Source organism: Arenibacter sp. F20364, assembly GCF_023015905.1.
Classification (GTDB): Bacteria; Bacteroidota; Bacteroidia; order Flavobacteriales; family Flavobacteriaceae; genus Arenibacter.
Genome location: NZ_JALKBD010000007.1, coordinates 167526 through 188085 on the forward strand (window position 1 = coordinate 167526; position 20560 = coordinate 188085).

Sequence of the window (20560 nt, forward strand, 5' to 3'; positions counted from 1 at the left end):
ATTTGGTTAATAAGCCCAAGAGGACCTCATTGGTTGATCTATTAATCTATTGGCCTCCTCATCATTGATAAATTCCTGTTTTACCGGATCAAACTCCAACGTACGTCCTAATCTCAAGGCGATAATACCCATGTTTACAACGGTGGCCGAACGATGGCCATTCTCTTCATTAAGCGCAAATTTCTGTCTGGTTTTTACAGATTCGGAGAATACGGTAATCTGTTCTTCTGGATCTGGAAGACTGTTTATCAAGCCCTCTATGTTTGGAATGGTAGATTTAAATCCGTTGTATATTTTCCCATCGGGCCCTTCAATATAAGCAGCATCCTTATCACTATTTTCACCATCCAAAATAATTTGGCAACCATCGGCATAGGTATAAATAATTCTTCTCCAAGTACCAATAGCATCGTAGTGCTGCTCTGGGGCGTCCACTTCCACTTTAACAGGACTGGTGTTATCCTTACCTAAAAAATATTGTACTGGGTCAATATAATGCTGGCCCATATCCCCCAGTCCTCCACCATCGTAATCCCAATATCCCCTGAAGGTTCCATGAACCCTATGCGGATGATATGGCTTCTCCGGTGCCGGTCCCAGCCACATATTATAGTCCAACTCTGCTGGTACGGGTTGTGGCGTTAGATTTTCCTTGCCTACCCAATAAAATTTCCAGTTAAATCCCGTAACCCCGCTAATGGTAACTTTTAATGGCCACCCTAGGGCACCACTATCAACCACTTTCTTTAATTTCTTTACGGGAGTACCCATTCCGTAAAAATTATCCTTAAAACGGAACCAAGTATTTAAACGGAACATCTTCCCATGCAGCTGCATTGCCTCCACTACCTTTTTACCTTCACCTATAGTCCTGGTCATTGGTTTTTCACACCATACATCCTTACCTGCTTCAGCCGCCATAATGGACATAAGACCATGCCAGTGCGGAGGAGTTGCAATATGAACGATATCAACATCCGGCCTCTGTAAAACTTCCCTAAAATCCCTATACCCCTTTACGCTGCTTCCAACTTTCTGAAGGGTACTGGACAAATGATTGGCATCCGCATCACAAATGGCCAACAATCGTGTTCCTTCATAATCCAAATGTCCCTGACCCATGCCCCCTACACCAATTACTGCTTTTGTTAATTGATCGCTGGGCGGTATAAAGTTGGTTCCACCCATTACATGTCTCGGAATAATGCTGATACCTGCAGCTGCCACAAGGGACCTTTTTACAAAATCCCTACGGCTGGTTGATTTTTTCTCCATCTATACTTATTATATTAATTATTTGAAGTTTTGATATTTATTCCAACAAAGAAACACAAGGATGCGTAAAAAAAGGGGTAACGTTTGGGGTAATGGATTTGAAAAATAAAGAAATATGGACCTAATCCTATGCAATTCGGAGTATTATAAGGTGTGTCCCACAACCATGTCCTCAAATTTCATAGCATAGGTCTCACCGTATATCTTTTCATAAAGCTTGGCAAAATTGTCGTAAACCGTATGCGCCAAGCTCAATTTTCCTTGTCTGATGAGAATTTGTAATTTTATTTGAAGTGCATTCTCGTTTAAATCGTCATAGATATACATCACGGACGCAAGATCGTACATTAAGGAACTGTGCTTTTCCATGTCCAGAACTTTGGAGACATCATAACAAAACTCTATGATTCTATTACTCATTGTCTCTACAATGGGATCTAACCAGGAGTCACTCATATTAACAAAAAATCGATCTTCTTTTAATATAGACAACAACCTGGGCAATTGTTCTTCCAAATAGGCCACCGTTACCCCGCTTCTACCCAGATCACTTAAATAAATTAAAACGTCCTGATAATCACAAAAACAATCCTTCCCAATTTCCAGTAACCAGTTTTTATCACGAAATGCCAAATTCATTTCCTTGGCAGCCGACAAAATGGTCCTCAGGTTCTGTATATTGGTCCCTCTGGTGTTCTTGGCGTTCTTTGGACTCATCCCGGGCCAAAGTGCTTCTGTAAGTTTTTTTGTGCTTATTCCATCCTTGTCTGACAGACTGTTTAACAAGACAATAACAAATAACTGTTTTAACTTGGGGGACAATTTTTTGGCAATATCGACACCTTCAGAGTTTATTATCCGAAGTGGTCCAAAACAAAGTATTTTTTCAGAGTAAGTATCGGCACCTGTCAACGCCGTATTGACCAATTCATTTTCAAGGTCAGGAGACACAGACTTCTCCTTGGATTTGACCTCTCTTTTTTTCCAAAACTTAAGACCGAGAAAAATAAGAAAAATAGCGGCAATCGCTATTCCCAGTTTACTATAAAAAGATAATCCTTCAGGATTATACACGTCTATTTTATGGTATTCCTTGGCAATTTCAAAAGCGTTTAGTTCACGTTTCCAAATTTTAATATTGGCTAGGTATCCCATAAAAAACTCTTGCCATAAATTACTTCCTATTACGATATTATAGTCGGACGTATCATAATCCTCAATGAGTTTTATCTTATCCGTCTGTACGCCATTTATAAAAAATAAAAGTTCATTGTTCAATTTGGAATGCACCAAAGCAACATGGGTCCATTCGTTTAAGGGCACTGGGGACGTCTGCGATATATAATCCTTAATATCGGCCATGGTAAAGGTTAAAAGACCTTCGTGCAACTTAAGAACAAAATTATCCCCTTTCCCTAGTATACTGTTGTTACTCTTTAGGACGGTTGGCCTAACCCAGGCCGATATGGTAAAACTCCCCTCCAAGGCCGACCTACTGTCCAAACCAGCATCTACATAAGCTCCTTCATCAAAATAACCCACCTTTCCATGAATTTCATCATCTAGTATCTTTATGTTATTTACGATAAGTTCTTTATTGTTTTTCCTAATAGTGTTTTTAATCGTTGCACCAAAAGTAAAATGGTCTGTTAGACCGTATTCAAAATCCAAGGGAAAACCGATAAACTCCTTAAGATTATCACGATTTTCCGGAGTGGTATAAATAATATCCGGAGAAAAATAATACCCGGCTTTATGCGGTATAAAAACCGGCAGGCTCTCATCTAGGTAAATTGGAAGACTAAAATGCCCGTTGACAACAAGGTTGCTTTGGTTTTTGAAGCTTACTCCAAACAATATTCCTTCTTTGGACCTTACCGTTCCAAATACCTTGTTCTTCTTATTCAGGCCAAAGACAATACTATCTGCTACAGGAAAAAACTCAGGGTCAATTTGAATAAAATTGGGCATCTTTCCAGATTGCCTCCAAATATCCGTAAAAACACTATCATTTAAATATTCCTGATCCCACACTCTAACCGCCCCCAATTCCTTCTTGGTACCAAATTTCGAAGAAACTTGCCCATTAGGCAAGGTATCCAATTGAATGGCTTCTACATTTTGCATTGGTATCTGTGGAACCCATGCCTGAGGAAAGAAGTCCTTTGCAAAAACATTATCGCTTACCAATATGAGCGAATCATTTTTTCCAATTAATTGTTTTAAAAGAGGATCGTAATTTTCCCGATACTTTGAAATATAAAGAGCTATAGAAGTTTTACCATTAAGAAGAACAGGTAAATTATCAGTGGTAATCCGATCAATATCTATTAAAACGTGGGAATTTAGGCGTATAGTCCATTTATCCTCTTCTGGAAGAAGTTGATACTCCTGTGCTGTTCCCACTTCCCACAAAAGAAGTAAAAACAACAAGTAAAATTTAGAAAGTGGACTTCTTCTTTGCAATATTTACGTAATAATCCCGCGCAGGGCATTTCTATCAACTACGCAATTTACTAAGAATAAATAAAATTTCGCCTCAGGAAATTATCCTAAGTATATCCATACCGAACAATTCAATTTCGAGGCCTAGAAGTACCCTCTCCTTTACGAAAGCTGCGAACGGCTTACATCCTTTCGGGCACCTGAATCCCCAAAAGATTAAAAGCAGATTTGATGACCTCACCAACTTTCTTGGCCAATTGAATCCTAAATATTTTTTTACTCCTATCCTGCTCCCCTAATATGGATACATTTTGATAAAAAGAATTGAACTCTTTAACCAAATCATAAGTGTAATTGGCAATGAGAGCCGGACTATAGTTATCGGCTGCCAATTGGATAGTTTCGGGAAACAACTGCAATTGTTTTAACAACTCTTTCTCCTTTTCATGCAAATCAATCAAGGTTTGGGAGCTGTTCAAGTTTTGTTCCAATTCTTCCGCCTTTCTTAGAATAGATTGAATCCGAGCATAGGTATATTGAATAAAAGGCCCCGTATTTCCCTGAAAATCCACAGACTCCTCCGGATTGAACAAGATCCTCTTCTTTGGATCCACCTTAAGTATATAGTACTTTAACGCCCCGAGCCCAATAATTTTATAAAGTTCTTTTTTCTCCTCCAAGGAGTAATCTTCCAACTTGCCCAATTCCTCAGAAATATCAGCTGCAGTTTGGGTCATATCGTCCATTAACTCATCGGCATCTACTACGGTACCTTCCCTGCTCTTCATTTTTCCACTTGGCAAGTCTACCATACCATAACTTAGGTGGTACAGCTTTTCCGCCCAAGAAAATCCTAATTTCTGTAGAATAAGAAACAATACTTTAAAGTGGTAATCCTGCTCATTGCCCACAGTATAGACCATACCGCCAACATCAGGGTTATCCTTTACCCTTTGTATGGCCGTTCCTATATCCTGGGTCATATACACTGCCGTACCATCTGAACGGAGTACAATTTTTTCATCCAGACCCTCGTCCGTTAAATCTATCCAAACACTGCCATCTTCCTTTTTATAAAAGACCCCCCTTTGCAACCCATCCTCCACAAAATCCTTGCCCAACAAATAGGTATTGCTCTCGTAATACAGTTGATCAAAATCAACTCCCATGTTTTTGTAGGTTACGTCAAAACCATCATATACCCACTGGTTCATTTTTTTCCACAACCCTACCACCTCTTCATCGCCGGCCTCCCATTTCCTGAGCATTTCCTGTGCTTCCAACAGGATGGGCGCCTCCTTTTGTGCTACTTTTTCATCTATTCCATTGGAAATCATGGCAGCAATTTCCGCCTTATAGGCCTTGTCAAAAGCCACGTAATAGTTTCCCACCAATTTATCCCCTTTAAGCCCTGAACTCTCTGGTGTTTCCCCATTGCCAAAACGCTTCCAAGCCAACATACTTTTACAAATATGTATACCCCTGTCATTAATGATCTGCGTCTTATACACCTTCTTCCCGGAAGCCTTGAGGATTTCTGCCACGGAATATCCCAACAAATTGTTTCGGACATGTCCCAAATGCAGAGGCTTATTAGTATTGGGCGAAGAATATTCCACCATTATCGCCTCCTTTTCCCCTTGGGCTACCAATCCAAAATCTTGTCGATTCCTTATACCGTCAAAAAAATCAAGGTAATATTTATTACTTATAGTGATATTTAAAAATCCTTTGACCACATTAAAATCGGTCACCTCTTCCACTTCATCTCTTAAAAATTGCCCTATTTGTTCCCCTATTTGAACAGGATTTCCTTTTACAAATCGCAACATGGGAAAAATAACCGCAGTTATATCGCCCGCAAAATCTTTTCGTGTGGGTTGAAATTCTACCGTTGGCAAATCAACTTTATAAATAGAGGCAACGGCTTCTTTTACCTTTAGGGTAAGGACTTCTTGAATGTTCATGAATTTCGGCGTTTACGGCTGCAAAATTAAGCATTTTTTATTCTTTACCCTTTAAGTTCACGAGAAGTAGACCACAAAGAGTCAAGTTTTTTTTAACTTTATATTCCTTGATGGGTACAAGTACAATAATTAACTTGATTTATTACTAACTAATTTATGCTTTTAAACGTTTCCTATAATAACAAAGAGATCACTAGAAAAATTGATGAAGAAGTAGGAAAACCTTTTACTTTAAAGGAACGCTTTGCCTTGGATGGAATTGGATCTCCAAAATTGTTCATTGTGGACAGTAGCCCTGAAATTAACAACCTTTTGTTATTGGACAACAACACCGATACTTGCAACATAGAATTGCGCCCAAAAGGAATCATAATCCGTTTTAGATCCCTATTGGAAACTTTTGGACTTGTCATTCCCTATTACAAGTTTACCCTTTACAAGACCGATCTAGGCATCTACACTATTTACAGGGACCAATACTTTATCAAGGTAAGATCCGATACCAAGGCCGTACAGAAATTTTTCACAAAATTATTGGGGCACAGGGCAGACAATGCCCCGACCAACATTGAGGATATTTAATACTTTATTTATGTTTGACTATTACTCGATAATCGAGATTAAAACCTGCTTGCCAGACTTTAGATATGATGTATAAATATTAGTTATAGAATGGCCACAATAACTGCCCTACCCAATATTTAGCTTTTTATTACCTTGTCCCAAAATCCATATTATCAAAATAATTAATTCCTACCGTAAAAACCCACTACTAACGATTTCCATAGGAATTCTGTCAATATCTACTTTGGTTGTATTCGTAGCTACGCAAGCTACATATAACACCATTGAACTGGCCTCTCTTTGGGTCAGGAATTATTTTGGCCATTTCTATTTATATCTTGGTCTGGGGTGCGTTCTACTTTTATTGGGCATTGCAGCATCACCATTGGGAAAAATTAAATTAGGCAAGAAAAACCAAAAACCGGAATATACCGTCTGGGCCTGGACTGCCATGTTATATAGTGCCGGAATGGGATCGGGAATCTTGTTAAGGGCTGTGCAAGAACCTGTTTATATGAGGCAAAATCCCCCTTATCCTTCGGGTTTGCCCCCAGAAATCCTTTCCTTGGAATTTACCTTTTATCAATGGGGCTTTACCGCTTGGGCCTTTTATGGCTTATTTGCTATGATTATTGGTTACTATCTTTTTGTAAGAAAGAAAAAAGTGCTTATCAGTTCAACCATAGAAAACAAAATTACAAACAAAACAGCAAGGACAAGTGTCGACATAATGACCGTTATGACCACAGTCTTTGGCTTGGTTGCGGCCATTGGACTGGGAACAACCCAGATTATGGGAGGAATAAATCACATTTCCTCCTCCAATTTTGGCTTGTCCGCTACACTTTTTCTCACCACCATTATTTCGACCTTGGCACTCTTCTCTGCGTGGAAAGGTGTCAATAAAGGAATACAAGTATTGTCCAAAGTAAATATCCTTATCACTTTGGCAGTGCTAACTTTTACTTTTGCCCAAAGCGACATACCGTCCGTCTTGAGAAATTTTTTCAGTGCTACCCTCCACTATATAACAGACTTTATCCCATTGAGCTTGGCATATGGAAGTTTCGATCCCGGTATTGACTTCCTTACGGAATGGACCTTCTACTATTGGGCTTTTTGGTTGGCATGGGCACCCTTTACAGGAATATTTATTGCCAGAATATCCAAAGGGCGTAGTCTAAGGCAGCTGCTACTGGGGGTATTGATCATTCCAAGTATGGGTACTTTTTTTTGGTTTTCGGTATTCGGCACATCGGCCTTTAAGCTTATTGAAGGTTGGGGTAAATACAACAGGGAATTTGACGGGGTGTTTTCCTCTATCTTTGTGTTTTTCGGCAATTATCCCTATGCCACCTTTTTAAATATTACCACGGTTATATTATTGATCGGCTTTTTGGTAACCTCCGTGGATTCGGCTGTTTTTGTATTGAGCATGTTTTCGGATAAGGGCAAAAAAGACCCTAGCAAGAAACATCGGCTAATTTGGTCTGTTTTTATTTTTTTGGCCGCAATTGCATTAATTCTATTGGGCCATGCAAAACCTGAGGTAAATGTTTTGATTGCTGCTCAAAAATTATTGATCATCACATCTTTACCCTTTGCTTTTTTTATGGTTTTCATGGCGTATTTATTCCTAAAGGAACTTATGGGGCACCAAAAACACTAACCCCTTAGCAAAAAATAAGCCCCTTAAAAAGTGTTAGAATTTATTGATTTTTAGGAAGAAATACCTCGGCCATCATACATCGCGCACTTCCTCCTCCACAAGTTTCAATAGTATCCAAGGAGCTATGGATAATGGCACAGTGCTTTTCTATAGTTTGAATCTGTTGTGGTTTTAAACTATTGTATGCCGCCGTGCTCATTACCAAATATCGTTTTTCTCCCATTCCCAAGACTTGTAACATATTCCCTGCAAAATGGTGCATTTGCTTTTCAGTAATAGCTATAATCTCTTTATCGTCTTGTTTTAAATGGTTCACTACATTCTTTTTTTCCTTTTTATCGTCGATGGAATCCAGACAGATAACGGCAAAAGTTTCGGCCAAGCACATCATTACATTGGTATGATAAATAGGTTTTCGGGTGCCTGCCACGGATTGGTTGGCCGTGAAAACGATAGGAGTATATTCAAAATCTTCACAAAATTCTATAAATAAATCCTCGTCCGCCCTGTCCGAAAGTGCGCAATAGGCCTTCTCATTTACCCTATCCAATATAACACTGCCGGTACCTTCCAAAAAATAACCCTCTTCCTCCGCCGAGGTATAATCCATTACATTTTCTATAACAAAGCCCCGCTGCTCCAAAAGGGCAAGAATATCTTCCCTGCGTTCATTTCTTCTATTCTCGGCGAACATAGGATATAGCCCCACTGTTCCATCGGCATGGAAGGAAACCCAATTATTTGGAAATATGGAATCTGGGGTATCCAGATCCTTCTTATCATCCACCACTATAACATTTACTCCCTTTTCCCTTAAAGCCAAAACAAAGGCATCAAACTCCTGCTGTGCCTTTACATTTATTTCCTGATTTTTTAAATCGAGGTCTTCCTGAAAGTAGTTGTTTACTGCGGTTTGCTCGTTCATTCGAAAATTCACTGGACGCACCATCAAAATTGTATTGGTAATTTGCATTTTATTATTCACTTTTTACCTTAGGTATTACAAAACACTATCACATTAATCTGTGCAAAATTAGTTTATTTATTTTCCAATATGGGTCCATATGGAAAATTTGGAAATGCATCAGTCCCTAACCAAGGGCAAAGTGCTACACCTTAAAAGACCTTCTTGTTTAGCTATCTCGGAGTAAGCGATTTCTTCGACCGTAAAACCGTGTTCCCGCAACCAGTTATTCAATCTTGTAAAATTACGTTCGGAAACCACAATACTGGAGGAAATGGAAAAAACATTGCTCATCATATTGTACATCTCCTCCTTGGTTATCTCAAAAACATTATCGCTCCCAAAGAAATCCAGCAACCACTGATACTCCTCTTCCCTTAAAAAACCATTCTTATGCAAAATGGCTTTATTTGTTCCCACTGGCTGAAAACAACAATCCAAATGGAGGGCGTTTTCCTTGGCATTGGTATTCGACTTTCGAAGTTCAAAAGCCATAACCTTTTTATTCGGAAATTGTTGAGCAATAAATTCTACGGCCTCTTTATTGGTACGGGCCGTAATATAATCCGCGTAGTCTTCCCCTGTATAAGTTCCCATGAAAATATAATCTCCCCATGGCATAACATCGCCTCCTTCAATATGAACCTCGTTTGGGGGGTAAATTATCTGATCTTCATCAATTTTGTTAAGCACATACTTAATAGCCTGAAATTCCTTTTCCCTATCTGGAAGAATATTGGCTTTCACCAGCTTATTATCTATAACAAAAGCAATATCCCTAGTAAATATCTGATTGCAATCCTTTAAGACTCTAGGTCTAAAGACTTGGACATCGTATTTTGCAAATACTTCGGCAAAACCGTCCATTTCCCTTACCATATCCTCTTCTTTTGGATAGGTGCCGGCCCTTATATGTTCCAATGATTTGGGATCATAGGCCTCTTCAGGTTTTGGAATGGGGCCGCAGCTTTTAGCAGTTCCCAGCACCACTGATCTTAACCGTGAAGTTTCATCCTGTACATTCAACTTTAGCATACCTGAATTTTACTCAAAGATAGAAATACTTGTTATCATAAATAAAAACTGCCCTTCGTATATTTCACACAAAGGGCAGTCACAAATCCTTTATAGATTACCTATCTCTTGTCCAGAGGAACAAATTCTCTTGCGGTAGCTCCTATATACACTTGTCTTGGTCGACCGATAGGCTCATTTTTCAATCTCATTTCCCTCCATTGGGCAATCCAGCCCGGTAGGCGTCCCAAAGCGAACATTACGGTGAACATTTCTGTTGGTATACCTAAAGCCCTATATATTATTCCCGAGTAAAAATCCACATTTGGATATAATTTTCTATCTACAAAATATTTATCCTCCAAAGCCTCTTTGGCCAATCCCTTGGCTATATCCAAAATGGGATCATCTATGCCCAAATCGCCCAAAACTTCCTCTGCTGCCTGCTTAATAATCTTAGCTCTAGGATCAAAATTCTTGTATACCCTATGTCCAAAGCCCATTAAGCGGAATGGATCGTTCTTGTCCTTGGCCTTGGCCATATATTTTTTGGTATCCCCACCATCGGCCTCAATAGCCTCCAGCATTTCCAAAACTGCCTGATTGGCTCCTCCATGAAGAGGACCCCAAAGCGCACAGATACCAGCTGAAATAGAGGCGAATAAACCAGCATGTGAAGACCCTACTATTCGAACAGTAGAAGTAGAACAGTTTTGCTCGTGGTCTGCGTGTAAGATCAATAATTTATCCAGTGCATCTATGACGATCTTATTCTTTTTGTATTCTTGGTTGGGTTTTTTGAACATCATTTTATGGATATTCTCAACATAACCCAAAGAGTCATCACCATAATCCAATGGCAATCCTTTTTTCTTCCTCAAGGTCCAAGCCACCAAAACGGGGAATTTTGCCAAAATCCTTACAATAGCCCAATACATTTCCTTTTCAGAAGATACGTTTACAGACGTTGGATTAAAGGCAATAAGAGCACTGGTTAAACTGGACAGCACACCCATTGGATGCGCCGATTTTGGAAAACCATCCAAAATCTTCTTCATCTCCTCATCTACATGGGACTCAGCTTTTATATCTTGGTGGAATTTATCCAATTGCTCTTGATCTGGCAGTGACCCAAAAATCAACAAATAGGCTACCTCCAAGAAATCGGCCTTCTCTGCCAGTTCCTCGATAGAATATCCACGATACCTCAAAACTCCCTTTTCGCCATCCAAAAAAGTAATGGCACTCTCGCAGGAGCCCGTATTCTTAAACCCAGGATCTATGGTTATCATTCCTGATTGGGCCCTCATAGTTTTGATATCTATGGCCAACTCGTTTTCGGTACCTTCAACTACTGGAAATTCAAATTTATTTCCTTTGTATTCTAATGTTGCGTTATTCGACATTTCTTATATTCCTGTTTTGTTCGATTCTTCGTAAAAATACTAAAAACCCCCAAGGTTAACAATTGAAGGTTTTTTAATTTATTGAATAATTATTAAATACTCACGAAACCTGATATGATTGTGATTCTATTGGTTAATCGAATATAGATATTTGTAGTAGTCATCTACCGATTTTTCCCATGTGAACCTCATCTTTTTGGCATTATCCTGAATCTCCTTCCACTTTGGCTTGTCATTTACAAAAACATCCAATGCCTGATCCAGAACCAGAATCATGTTTTTAATTTTATCGTCATAGGTCTTACCATCAAAACTAAAGCCGGTTTTCATATGTTCCACGGTATCCCTTAAACCCCCGGTATTATGCACCAGACATGGGTTGCCATTACGCATGGCCAACATTTGGCTAATGCCACAGGGCTCAAACAAACTGGGCATAAAATAAAGATCGGTCTCCAAATATATGGAATCGATCAAATCCTCGGATTGACCGTTGGTAAAAATAAAGTTCTTATGTTCATAGCTCAATTGACGAAATAACTCCTCATATTCAGGTGCACCTGTACCCAAGAGCATGAAAATTCCATCGATTTTCTTCAGTCGGTTCAAAATCTCAACGAATGCTTCAGGCGAACGTTTAAAGAAATAAAACTTCTGCTCTGTTAAACGGGCCACACTTGACACTATAAACTTAGGCTTCTCGGTAACATACTCCATTACCTTTTCACCGGTATGCGCCAGAAAATCGGCCTTGTATTTCTTGGATTCCTCCTGTAGCCACCTAAAAAGTGCCTTAACAATGTTTCTATATAAAAATCCCTTTTCGGCCGCTCGAATATTTTTGTAATTGGAACCATTGAGAATCCCAAATAACCTCCCTTGATTATTTGCTTCCTGTAAATCCATTTCCAAACTTTCCCCTCCAATAAACTCAGGGGGATTACTAGGCCTGAGCACATCCTCCTTATATGAAGGGGACACGGTATGTACGGCATCCGCCAACCGGATACCTACGGCCATAAGGTTAATACAATCCTGGTACCTATAATCCATCAACCTCTTAACGTCTATTGGCACATTGGGAAACCAATTCCCCAGTGATGAGTAATTGTCGTAAAACGGACGTATACCCTGAATGGCCAAATTATGAATGGTATAGACATAGCGCATTTTTTTCAAGGCCTGATACTCGGGATGGTATGTCTTTAAAAACAAAACTAGGCTAGAATGCCAATCGTGCGTATGAACAATATCCAAATCCCCAAATGCCCCGACCTTGATTGCTTCTGCCACGGCAGTACAGAAAATGGTAAACTTGATATTATCCGTATAAAAAGCTTCTTCCGGATCATCGTGGTATATATGTCCTATTTCCCCAGCGGTAATTTCTGGGTGATGTATTACGTAATGATGTAAATTAGCAAATTCCTTTTTTGGGGGTACTTCGTAGAGCTCCGCAACATAGACCGTTCCCCGTAGATTTAAATCAAGATTGGTAATGAAAGTTCCATTTTGATGCAATCTCGAATAGGATGGCACAACAATGTGCGCCATATCCCCCCTTTCGGAAATCTGCCGAGGTACATCCCTAACCACATCGCCCATACCACCTGCCTTACATTTTGGAATACCGTCATTCTCAGCAGCTACAAATAGAAAGTTATTCATTTAATCTAGAATTTGGTTATTTATATTTGGTATTTTGATAAAACTAGGATAATATAATTATTTATTTCTGATAAGTAAACAAACCTCCATGATATTTAAAAAAAAAAGCCATTCTACACAGAATGGCTTTTTTAGGACAATAATTATCTTGTTTTATTTTATTTTGAAAGCATTTACTCCCGGATAATATGCAGTACTTCCCAATTCTTCCTCAATCCTCAACAATTGGTTATATTTCGCCATCCTATCAGATCTAGAAGCCGAACCTGTTTTAATTTGACCCGTATTTAGGGCAACTGCCAAATCTGCAATGGTGTTATCTTCGGTCTCTCCCGAACGGTGGGACATAACTGAAGTGTAACCTGCATTTTTAGCCATATTAACCGCTGCAATGGTCTCTGTTAATGTTCCAATCTGGTTTACCTTGATCAGGATAGAGTTGGCAATACCCTCTTTGATTCCTCTTGACAATCGCTCTACATTGGTAACAAACAAATCATCACCTACCAATTGTACTTTATCCCCAACTTTGTCTGTCAAAGCCTTCCAGCCTTTCCAATCGTTCTCGTCCATTCCGTCTTCAATCGAGATAATAGGGTATTTGGCACTTAAATCTGCCAAATATTGCGCTTGCTCTTCTGAAGTCCTTACCACTCCTTTATCTCCTTCAAATTTGGTATAATCGTACTTGCCATCTACATAAAATTCGGCAGATGCACAATCCAAAGCGATCATTACATCATCTCCCAATTTGTATCCGGCCTTTTCAACCGCTTTTGCTATTGTATCCAATGCATCCTCAGTTCCACCTGCAAGATTAGGAGCAAAACCACCTTCATCACCTACAGCTGTACTTAGCCCCCTATCGTGTAAAACTTTCTTCAGGTTATGGAATATTTCCGTCCCCATTTGCATGGCATGAGAAAAATTATTTGCCTTTACCGGCATCACCATAAATTCTTGAAAAGCGATGGGAGCATCGGAATGTGAACCTCCATTTATAATATTCATCATTGGTACAGGCAAGGTATTGGCACTAACACCGCCCACATACCTAAACAAGGACAATCCCAATTCATTGGCAGCAGCCTTTGCAACAGCAAGGGAAACACCTAAAATGGCATTGGCTCCCAATTTGGATTTATTGGGTGTACCATCCAAATCTATCATGGTTTGATCAACCAAATTTTGTTCAAAAACGGACATACCCAATATCTCCTCGGCAATAACTGTATTTACGTTGTTAACAGCCTTTCCCACTCCTTTACCCATGAAGGTTTTTCCTCCATCACGAAGCTCAACCGCTTCATGCTCACCTGTAGAAGCTCCAGAAGGAACCGCTGCCCTGCCCATAACTCCATTCTCGGTAATTACGTCTACCTCTACTGTTGGATTACCTCTTGAATCCAAAATTTGTCTTGCATGAACACTTAGGATGATACTCATATGTCTTTCTTTTATTTTTTAGTTAATTTAATATGCAAATATAGCAAAGGAAGTGCTTTTAACCCCACTATTATTGGCTTTAATGACCTATTGATAACAATAAATTAAAACTATAACGTTTTAGTTTGCCGTAGCTTGGATCATTTCGAAAAATTGGTCGAACAGATAATCTGCATCATGTGGTCCAGGACTCGCCTCAGGGTGATATTGAACAGAAAATACATTCTTGTCTTTCATTTTAATCCCAGCTACCGTTTGGTCATTTAGATGAAGATGGGTTATCTCCAAATCCGAATTTGCCTCGGCCTCTTCCCTATTAATGGCAAAACCGTGATTTTGGGAAGTAATTTCTCCTTTTCCAGTAACCAAATTCATAACAGGGTGATTTATACCCCTATGCCCATTGTGCATTTTATAGGTAGAAACCCCATTGGCCAACGCCAAAACTTGGTGCCCTAGACAAATCCCGAACAATGGCTTGTCCGATTTTATAATTTCTTTGGCCGAAGCTATTGCCTCGTGCAATGGATCTGGATCGCCAGGACCATTGGAAATAAAATAGCCATCAGGGTTCCAAGAACTCATTTCCTCAAAAGTGGCATTGTAAGGAAAAACTTTTATGTACGCATCCCTTTTTGCCAAGTTTCGAAGTATATTTTTCTTAATTCCGATATCCAATGCAGATACTTTGTATTTTGCATTCTTATCCCCATAATAATATGGTTCTTTGGTAGAAACCTTGGAAGAAAGCTCCAAACCTTCCATGCTAGGCACTTCTGCCAATTTCTTTTTTAACTCCTCAATATTATCCACATCCGTAGATATTACGGCATTCATGGCCCCATTGTCCCTTATATATCCCACCAAAGCTCTGGTGTCCACGTCGGAAATAGCAAACAGATTATTTTTGTCCAGAAATTCCTGCAAACTTAAGTCCGCATTGGGCCTGGAGTAATTGTAACTAAAATTTTTACAAACCAAACCAGATATCTTCACGGAATCCGATTCAATTTCTTCATCATTTGCCCCGTAATTCCCTATATGGGCATTTGCAGTTACCATGATTTGTCCAAAATAGGACGGATCCGTAAATATTTCCTGATAACCGGTCATTCCTGTGTTAAAACAAGCCTCTCCAAAGGCAGTTCCTTCTTTGTCCCCTACAGCCTTACCGTGAAAAATGGTCCCATCGGCAAGCAACAATATTGCTTTTTTTCTTGTTTGATACTTCATTTTTGGCGTTACAATTTTTCGTTTTGCAAAATAACATAAAAAAAGGATAAGCTTTTAGGCTTATCCTTTTACAATTATTAATATTTAATAACAATTTTACTCTTGAGCATCATCAGCTTTTTTTTCTGCCTTTGGCTCTTCTACTTTTGGTTCTTCAGCCTTTGCACTTTCAGCTTTTGCCGTTTCTTCGACAACAGCCGTAGTATCATCAGCTTTTTTGCTTCTACCCCTTCTTGTAGACTTTTGCTTTTTAGGCTTACCAGCGTTGTAGATTTCGTTAAAATCAACAAGCTCTATCATGGCCATATCAGCATTATCCCCAAGACGATTCCCTAATTTGATAATTCGGGTATATCCTCCAGGTCTGTCAGCTACCTTTTCGGCAACACTGCCAAAAAGCTCGGTAACCGCATACTTGTCACGAAGACTTTTGAAAACAATACGTCTATTGTGAGTACCCTTCTCTACTGTTTGATTATTCTCCGTCTTTGATTTGGTAATCAATGGCTCCACAAACTGCTTTAAAGCTTTTGCTTTTGCAACAGTTGTATTAATTCTCTTGTGCTCTATTAATGAACAGGCCATGTTTGCCAACATAGATTTTCTATGGGCTGCCTTTCTTCCTAAATGATTAACTTTCTTACCGTGTCTCATTGTTCTTTTCTATAGTCTTTCTTAGTTTTGGTATTCCCAATTCCTCTGAAAGTTCAATTAATCTTTATCCAATTTATATTTTGACAAATCCATTCCAAAGCTCAAACCTTTGTTGATGACCAATTCTTCCAACTCGGTCAAAGATTTTTTACCAAAGTTTCTAAACTTCATCAAATCGTTCTTATTAAAAGAAACCAGATCACCAAGTGTATCAACTTCCGCAGCTTTCAAACAGTTCAATGCTCTTACAGAAAGATCCATATCAACCAATTTGGTCTTCAATAGCTGACGCATATGCAATGATTCCTCATCATAAGTCTCTGTCTGTGCTATCTCGTCCGCCTCCAAGGTAATACGCTCATCGGAGAACAACATAAAATGGTGTATTAAAACCTTGGCACCTTCTGTCAACGCTTCTTTTGGATGAATAGAACCGTCGGTTGCGATTTCAAAAACCAATTTTTCATAATCGGTCTTTTGCTCTACACGAAAGTTTTCTATACTGTACTTTACATTTTTTATAGGAGTAAAGATAGAATCCACTGCTATGGTACCTAATGGTGCGTTGGATTTTTTGTTTTCCTCTGCAGGTACATATCCTCTACCTTTATCTATAGTAATCTCCATGTTAATGCTAACCTTGGGATCCATGTTACAAATAACCAAATCTGGGTTCAATACTTGGTAACCAGAAATGAATTTTTGAAAATCACCTGCAGTCAATTGTTCCTTTCCACTAACAGTGATAGATACTGTCTCACTATCAACATCGTCTATCTGTCTTTTGAAACGAACTTGTTTAAGATTTAGAATGATTTCGGTAACATCTTCCACAACACCGGAAATTACAGAGAACTCATGTTCCACCTTATCAATTCTAACAGAAGTGATAGCAAAACCTTCCAAGGACGAAAGCAAAACTCTTCTTAATGCGTTCCCGACAGTTAAGCCATAACCTGGTTCCAAAGGACGAAATTCGAATTTACCTTCGAAATCGGAGGAATCAATCATTATAACTTTATCGGGCTTCTGAAAATTTAATAATGCCATAATTGGATCAGTGTTGTTTTTATTTAGAGTATAACTCGACTATTAATTGTTCTTTGATATTCTCTGGAATTTGCATTCTTTCTGGAACGGCCACAAAATTACCTTCCATTTTTTCAGAATTCCAAGTGATCCACTCATACACACTGCTATTGGCAGAAAGAGCATCATCGATCGCTTTTAAAGACTTTGATTTTTCCCTAACACCTACAACATCACCCGCTTTCAAGGTATAGGATGGTATGTTCACCAACTCACCGTTAACCGTAATATGTCTATGGGAAACCAATTGTCTTGCTCCGCTTCTAGAAGGAGAAATACCCATTCTGTAAACAACGTTGTCCAAACGTGATTCACACAATTGAAGTAGAACCTCACCAGTTACTCCTTTACTTCTATTTGCCTTTGCAAATATGTTACGGAATTGTTTTTCCAAAATACCGTAAGTGTATTTTGCTTTTTGCTTTTCCATTAACTGGATAGCATATTCAGACTTTTTACCACGACGTCTGTTATTACCGTGTTGTCCCGGAGGATAATTTCTTTTCTCAAAAGATTTGTCATCTCCGAAAATCGCTTCACCGAATTTACGGGCGATCTTTGTTTTTGGTCCTGTATATCTTGCCATTTTCTTTTAGTTTGGAAACGTGATCATGAATTAAGGCTTATCCTTCGATAATCGTAACTACATCTCCTTGAAACACCCCATTGGGGCAATTGATTACTATTAATTAAACTCTTCTTCTTTTTGGTGGTCTACAACCATTGTGCGGCATTGGAGTTACATCGATAATCTCTGTAACCTCAATTCCTGAATTATGTATGGAACGAATAGCAGATTCCCTACCATTTCCCGGTCCTTTTACATAAACCTTTACCTTTCTTAAACCAGCTTCATGAGCAACCTTAGCACAATCCTCAGAAGCTATCTGAGCTGCATAAGGAGTGTTCTTTTTAGAACCCCTAAAACCCATTTTACCTGCTGAAGACCAAGAAATTACATCACCCTTCTTGTTGGTTAAAGAAATAATAATATTATTAAAAGAAGCAGTAACATGGGCTTCACCCACAGACTCTACTATAACTTTACGCTTCTTTGCCGCTTTTGCACTTGCCTTTGCCATAATATCCTAATTATTATTTAGTTGCCTTCTTCTTGTTAGCAACTGTTTTCCTCTTACCTTTTCTTGTCCTAGAGTTGTTTTTGGTACGCTGACCTCTTAAAGGCAGACCAGATCTATGGCGAATACCCCTGTAACAACCTATATCCATTAAACGCTTAATGTTCAATTGGTTTTCAGAACGCAATTCTCCTTCAATTGTCAAAGAAGAAACTGCCTCACGAATACGACCAATCTCATCATCGTTCCAGTCAGATACCTTGGTATCCTCACTTACTTGGGCATTCGATAAAATATCCTTTGCCCTACTTTTTCCTATACCAAAGATATAGGTTAGGGCTATTACCCCTCTTTTCTGTTTTGGTATGTCTACACCTGCAATTCTTGCCATAATTACCCTTGTCTTTGTTTAAATCTAGGATTCTTTTTATTAATTACGTACAATCTGCCTTTTCTACGTACAATCTTGCACTCGGCACTTCTTTTCTTTATTGATGCTCTAACTTTCATCCTATTTACTTAATATCTATATGTAATTCTTGCTTTACTTAAATCGTAAGGGCTCATTTCGAGCTTAACCTTATCCCCTGGAAGTAACTTAATATAATGCATACGCATTTTTCCAGAGATGTGCGCCGTTACAACGTGACCGTTTTCCAACTCCACGCGAAACATGGCATTTGACAATGCCTCAATTATGCTTCCATCTTGCTCTATTGCTGATTGTTTAGCCATAATCTATGCTACCTTTCTATTTTTACCTGATTTCATCAATCCGTCGTAATGTCTGTTCAACAAATAAGAATTTACCTGTTGCACCGTATCGATCGCCACACCCACCATAATCAACAATGACGTTCCTCCGTAAAACAATGCCCAACCAGCCTGTACATCCATAAGCTTCACAATAACTGCAGGCAACACCGCCAACAAAGCAAGGAATACCGACCCTGGCAAAGTAATCAATGACATTATCTTATCCAAGAAATCTCCAGTTTCCTTACCTGGTCTAATTCCAGGAATAAAACCACCACTTCTTTTTAAATCATCGGCCATTTTATTGGTAGGTACTGTAATCGCCGTATAAAAATAGGTGAATATAATGATCAAGAACCCGAACAAAAGGTTGTAGGCCAGTCCAAATATGTCTTGGAATTGAACTTCCATCCACTGCCCAACAGCCGTATTGTTAAAAGTCTTGCCCAACAATCCAGGTGCAAACATAATGGCCTGCGCAAAGATAATAGGCATTACTCCAGAAGCATTCAATTTTAAAGGAATGTACTGTCTAGATCCCATGATATTTTTTTCATATCCACCAGAAGCTGTCCTTCTTGCATACTGCACCGGAATCTGACGGGTAGCCATTACCAATAATACACATAACAATATTACCACGAACCAGATAATAACCTCAATAAGCATAAACATAAGCCCACCATTGTTATTTGCCGTTCTAGATATGAATTCCTGAACAAAATTTTGCGGCATATTGGCTATAATACCAACCATGATCAACAGGGAAATACCGTTACCGATTCCTTTATCAGTAATTTTTTCTCCCAACCACATCGCAAATATTGTTCCAGCAACCAAAATTATTACCGATGGCACAATAAAATCGAGTCCTTTACCAAATACAAAGGCACTATCAGGAACACCTAAAGCTCCTAAACTGTACAAGTAGGCAGGAGCCTGAACAATACAAATACCGATAGTAAGCCATCTAGTAATTTGATTGATCGTTTTTCTTCCGCTTTCACCTTCCTTTTGCAACTTTTGAAGATAAGGAATGGCTATTCCCATTAACTGTACCACAATGGAAGCAGAAATATAAGGCATAATTCCCAACGCAAATACCGAGGCATTGGACAATGCTCCTCCGGTAAAGGCATTCAATATACCCAAAATACCACTATCCGTACTGGATGCCAAACCAGCCAACTGGGTAGAATCAATACCAGGAAGAACTACCTGGGCACCAAAACGGTACACCAATAGCAAACCAAGGGTAACGATTATTCTACCCTTTAGTTCTTCAATCTTCCAAATATTTGATAATGTCTCGAAAAATTTCTTCATAGTAT

Annotated in this window: 19 protein-coding genes; 2 read left to right on the forward strand and 17 right to left on the reverse strand. The window is 39.0% G+C overall.

Annotated features, from left to right (window positions below; all coding sequences use genetic code 11):
- Positions 1–6 precede the first annotated feature (6 nt).
- The 3 genes from MWU84_RS07900 to argS form a co-directional block, all read right to left on the reverse strand.
- On the reverse strand, positions 7–1275 hold the full coding sequence (locus tag MWU84_RS07900) for a Gfo/Idh/MocA family oxidoreductase (protein ID WP_246900344.1): 1269 nt from the start codon (positions 1273–1275) through the stop codon (positions 7–9).
- A gap of 144 nt (positions 1276–1419) precedes the next feature.
- The gene (locus MWU84_RS07905; RefSeq protein WP_246900346.1) at positions 1420–3705 is read right to left on the reverse strand and encodes a LamG-like jellyroll fold domain-containing protein; all 2286 of its coding nucleotides are present in this window, start codon (positions 3703–3705) and stop codon (positions 1420–1422) included.
- 197 nt (positions 3706–3902) lie between these two features.
- Positions 3903–5687, reverse strand: a complete 1785-nt coding sequence (gene argS / locus MWU84_RS07910; RefSeq protein ID WP_246900348.1) for an arginine--tRNA ligase — start codon at positions 5685–5687, stop codon at positions 3903–3905.
- Positions 5688–5843: 156 nt separating this feature from the next.
- On the opposite strand from argS, the gene MWU84_RS07915 reads away from it, so the two are divergent.
- Positions 5844–6269: a hypothetical protein gene (locus MWU84_RS07915; RefSeq protein WP_246900350.1), complete on the forward strand. Its 426-nt coding sequence runs from the start codon at positions 5844–5846 to the stop codon at positions 6267–6269.
- Between the two features lie 202 nt (positions 6270–6471).
- The gene (locus MWU84_RS07920; protein ID WP_348647857.1) at positions 6472–7920 is read left to right on the forward strand and encodes a BCCT family transporter; all 1449 of its coding nucleotides are present in this window, start codon (positions 6472–6474) and stop codon (positions 7918–7920) included.
- A gap of 40 nt (positions 7921–7960) precedes the next feature.
- Here MWU84_RS07920 and MWU84_RS07925 read toward each other — a convergent pair whose 3' ends face one another.
- The 14 genes from MWU84_RS07925 to secY form a co-directional block, all read right to left on the reverse strand.
- A complete protein-coding gene (locus tag MWU84_RS07925) occupies positions 7961–8893 on the reverse strand; it encodes an arginine deiminase-related protein (protein ID WP_246900355.1) in 933 nt (310 codons plus the stop codon).
- 111 nt (positions 8894–9004) lie between these two features.
- Positions 9005–9919 (reverse strand): arginine deiminase family protein, encoded by a 915-nt coding sequence (locus tag MWU84_RS07930; RefSeq protein ID WP_246900362.1) that lies wholly within the window; start codon positions 9917–9919, stop codon positions 9005–9007.
- Between the two features lie 101 nt (positions 9920–10020).
- A complete protein-coding gene (locus MWU84_RS07935; RefSeq protein ID WP_246900376.1) occupies positions 10021–11304 on the reverse strand; it encodes a citrate synthase in 1284 nt (427 codons plus the stop codon).
- Between the two features lie 126 nt (positions 11305–11430).
- Positions 11431–12972 carry a glycogen/starch synthase gene (locus tag MWU84_RS07940; RefSeq protein ID WP_246900379.1) on the reverse strand — a complete coding sequence of 514 codons (1542 nt, stop codon included), beginning with the start codon at positions 12970–12972 and terminating at the stop codon, positions 11431–11433.
- A 153-nt stretch (positions 12973–13125) separates the two neighbouring features.
- Entirely contained in the window at positions 13126–14418 is a 1293-nt protein-coding gene (gene eno / locus MWU84_RS07945; protein ID WP_246900382.1) for a phosphopyruvate hydratase, read from the reverse strand.
- 120 nt (positions 14419–14538) lie between these two features.
- Positions 14539–15651 (reverse strand): glutamine-hydrolyzing carbamoyl-phosphate synthase small subunit, encoded by a 1113-nt coding sequence (carA, locus tag MWU84_RS07950; RefSeq protein ID WP_246900384.1) that lies wholly within the window; start codon positions 15649–15651, stop codon positions 14539–14541.
- A 96-nt stretch (positions 15652–15747) separates the two neighbouring features.
- On the reverse strand, positions 15748–16305 hold the full coding sequence (gene rplQ, locus MWU84_RS07955; protein WP_246900388.1) for a 50S ribosomal protein L17: 558 nt from the start codon (positions 16303–16305) through the stop codon (positions 15748–15750).
- A 57-nt stretch (positions 16306–16362) separates the two neighbouring features.
- Positions 16363–17355, reverse strand: a complete 993-nt coding sequence (locus MWU84_RS07960) for a DNA-directed RNA polymerase subunit alpha (protein WP_246900392.1) — start codon at positions 17353–17355, stop codon at positions 16363–16365.
- A gap of 19 nt (positions 17356–17374) precedes the next feature.
- On the reverse strand, positions 17375–17980 hold the full coding sequence (rpsD, locus tag MWU84_RS07965; RefSeq protein ID WP_117020112.1) for a 30S ribosomal protein S4: 606 nt from the start codon (positions 17978–17980) through the stop codon (positions 17375–17377).
- Positions 17981–18083: 103 nt separating this feature from the next.
- Positions 18084–18476, reverse strand: coding sequence for a 30S ribosomal protein S11 (gene rpsK / locus MWU84_RS07970; RefSeq protein WP_103440698.1), 393 nt, complete (start codon positions 18474–18476; stop codon positions 18084–18086).
- Positions 18477–18489: 13 nt separating this feature from the next.
- Complete coding sequence (rpsM, locus tag MWU84_RS07975) at positions 18490–18864, reverse strand: 30S ribosomal protein S13 (RefSeq protein ID WP_246900396.1); 375 nt, start codon at positions 18862–18864, stop codon at positions 18490–18492.
- A gap of 2 nt (positions 18865–18866) precedes the next feature.
- Positions 18867–18983, reverse strand: coding sequence for a type B 50S ribosomal protein L36 (gene ykgO / locus MWU84_RS07980; protein WP_013621733.1), 117 nt, complete (start codon positions 18981–18983; stop codon positions 18867–18869).
- 9 nt (positions 18984–18992) lie between these two features.
- Positions 18993–19208 (reverse strand): translation initiation factor IF-1, encoded by a 216-nt coding sequence (gene infA / locus MWU84_RS07985; protein WP_013549436.1) that lies wholly within the window; start codon positions 19206–19208, stop codon positions 18993–18995.
- Positions 19209–19211: 3 nt separating this feature from the next.
- Entirely contained in the window at positions 19212–20555 is a 1344-nt protein-coding gene (gene secY / locus MWU84_RS07990; protein ID WP_246900399.1) for a preprotein translocase subunit SecY, read from the reverse strand.
- Between the last annotated feature and the right edge of the window lie 5 nt (positions 20556–20560).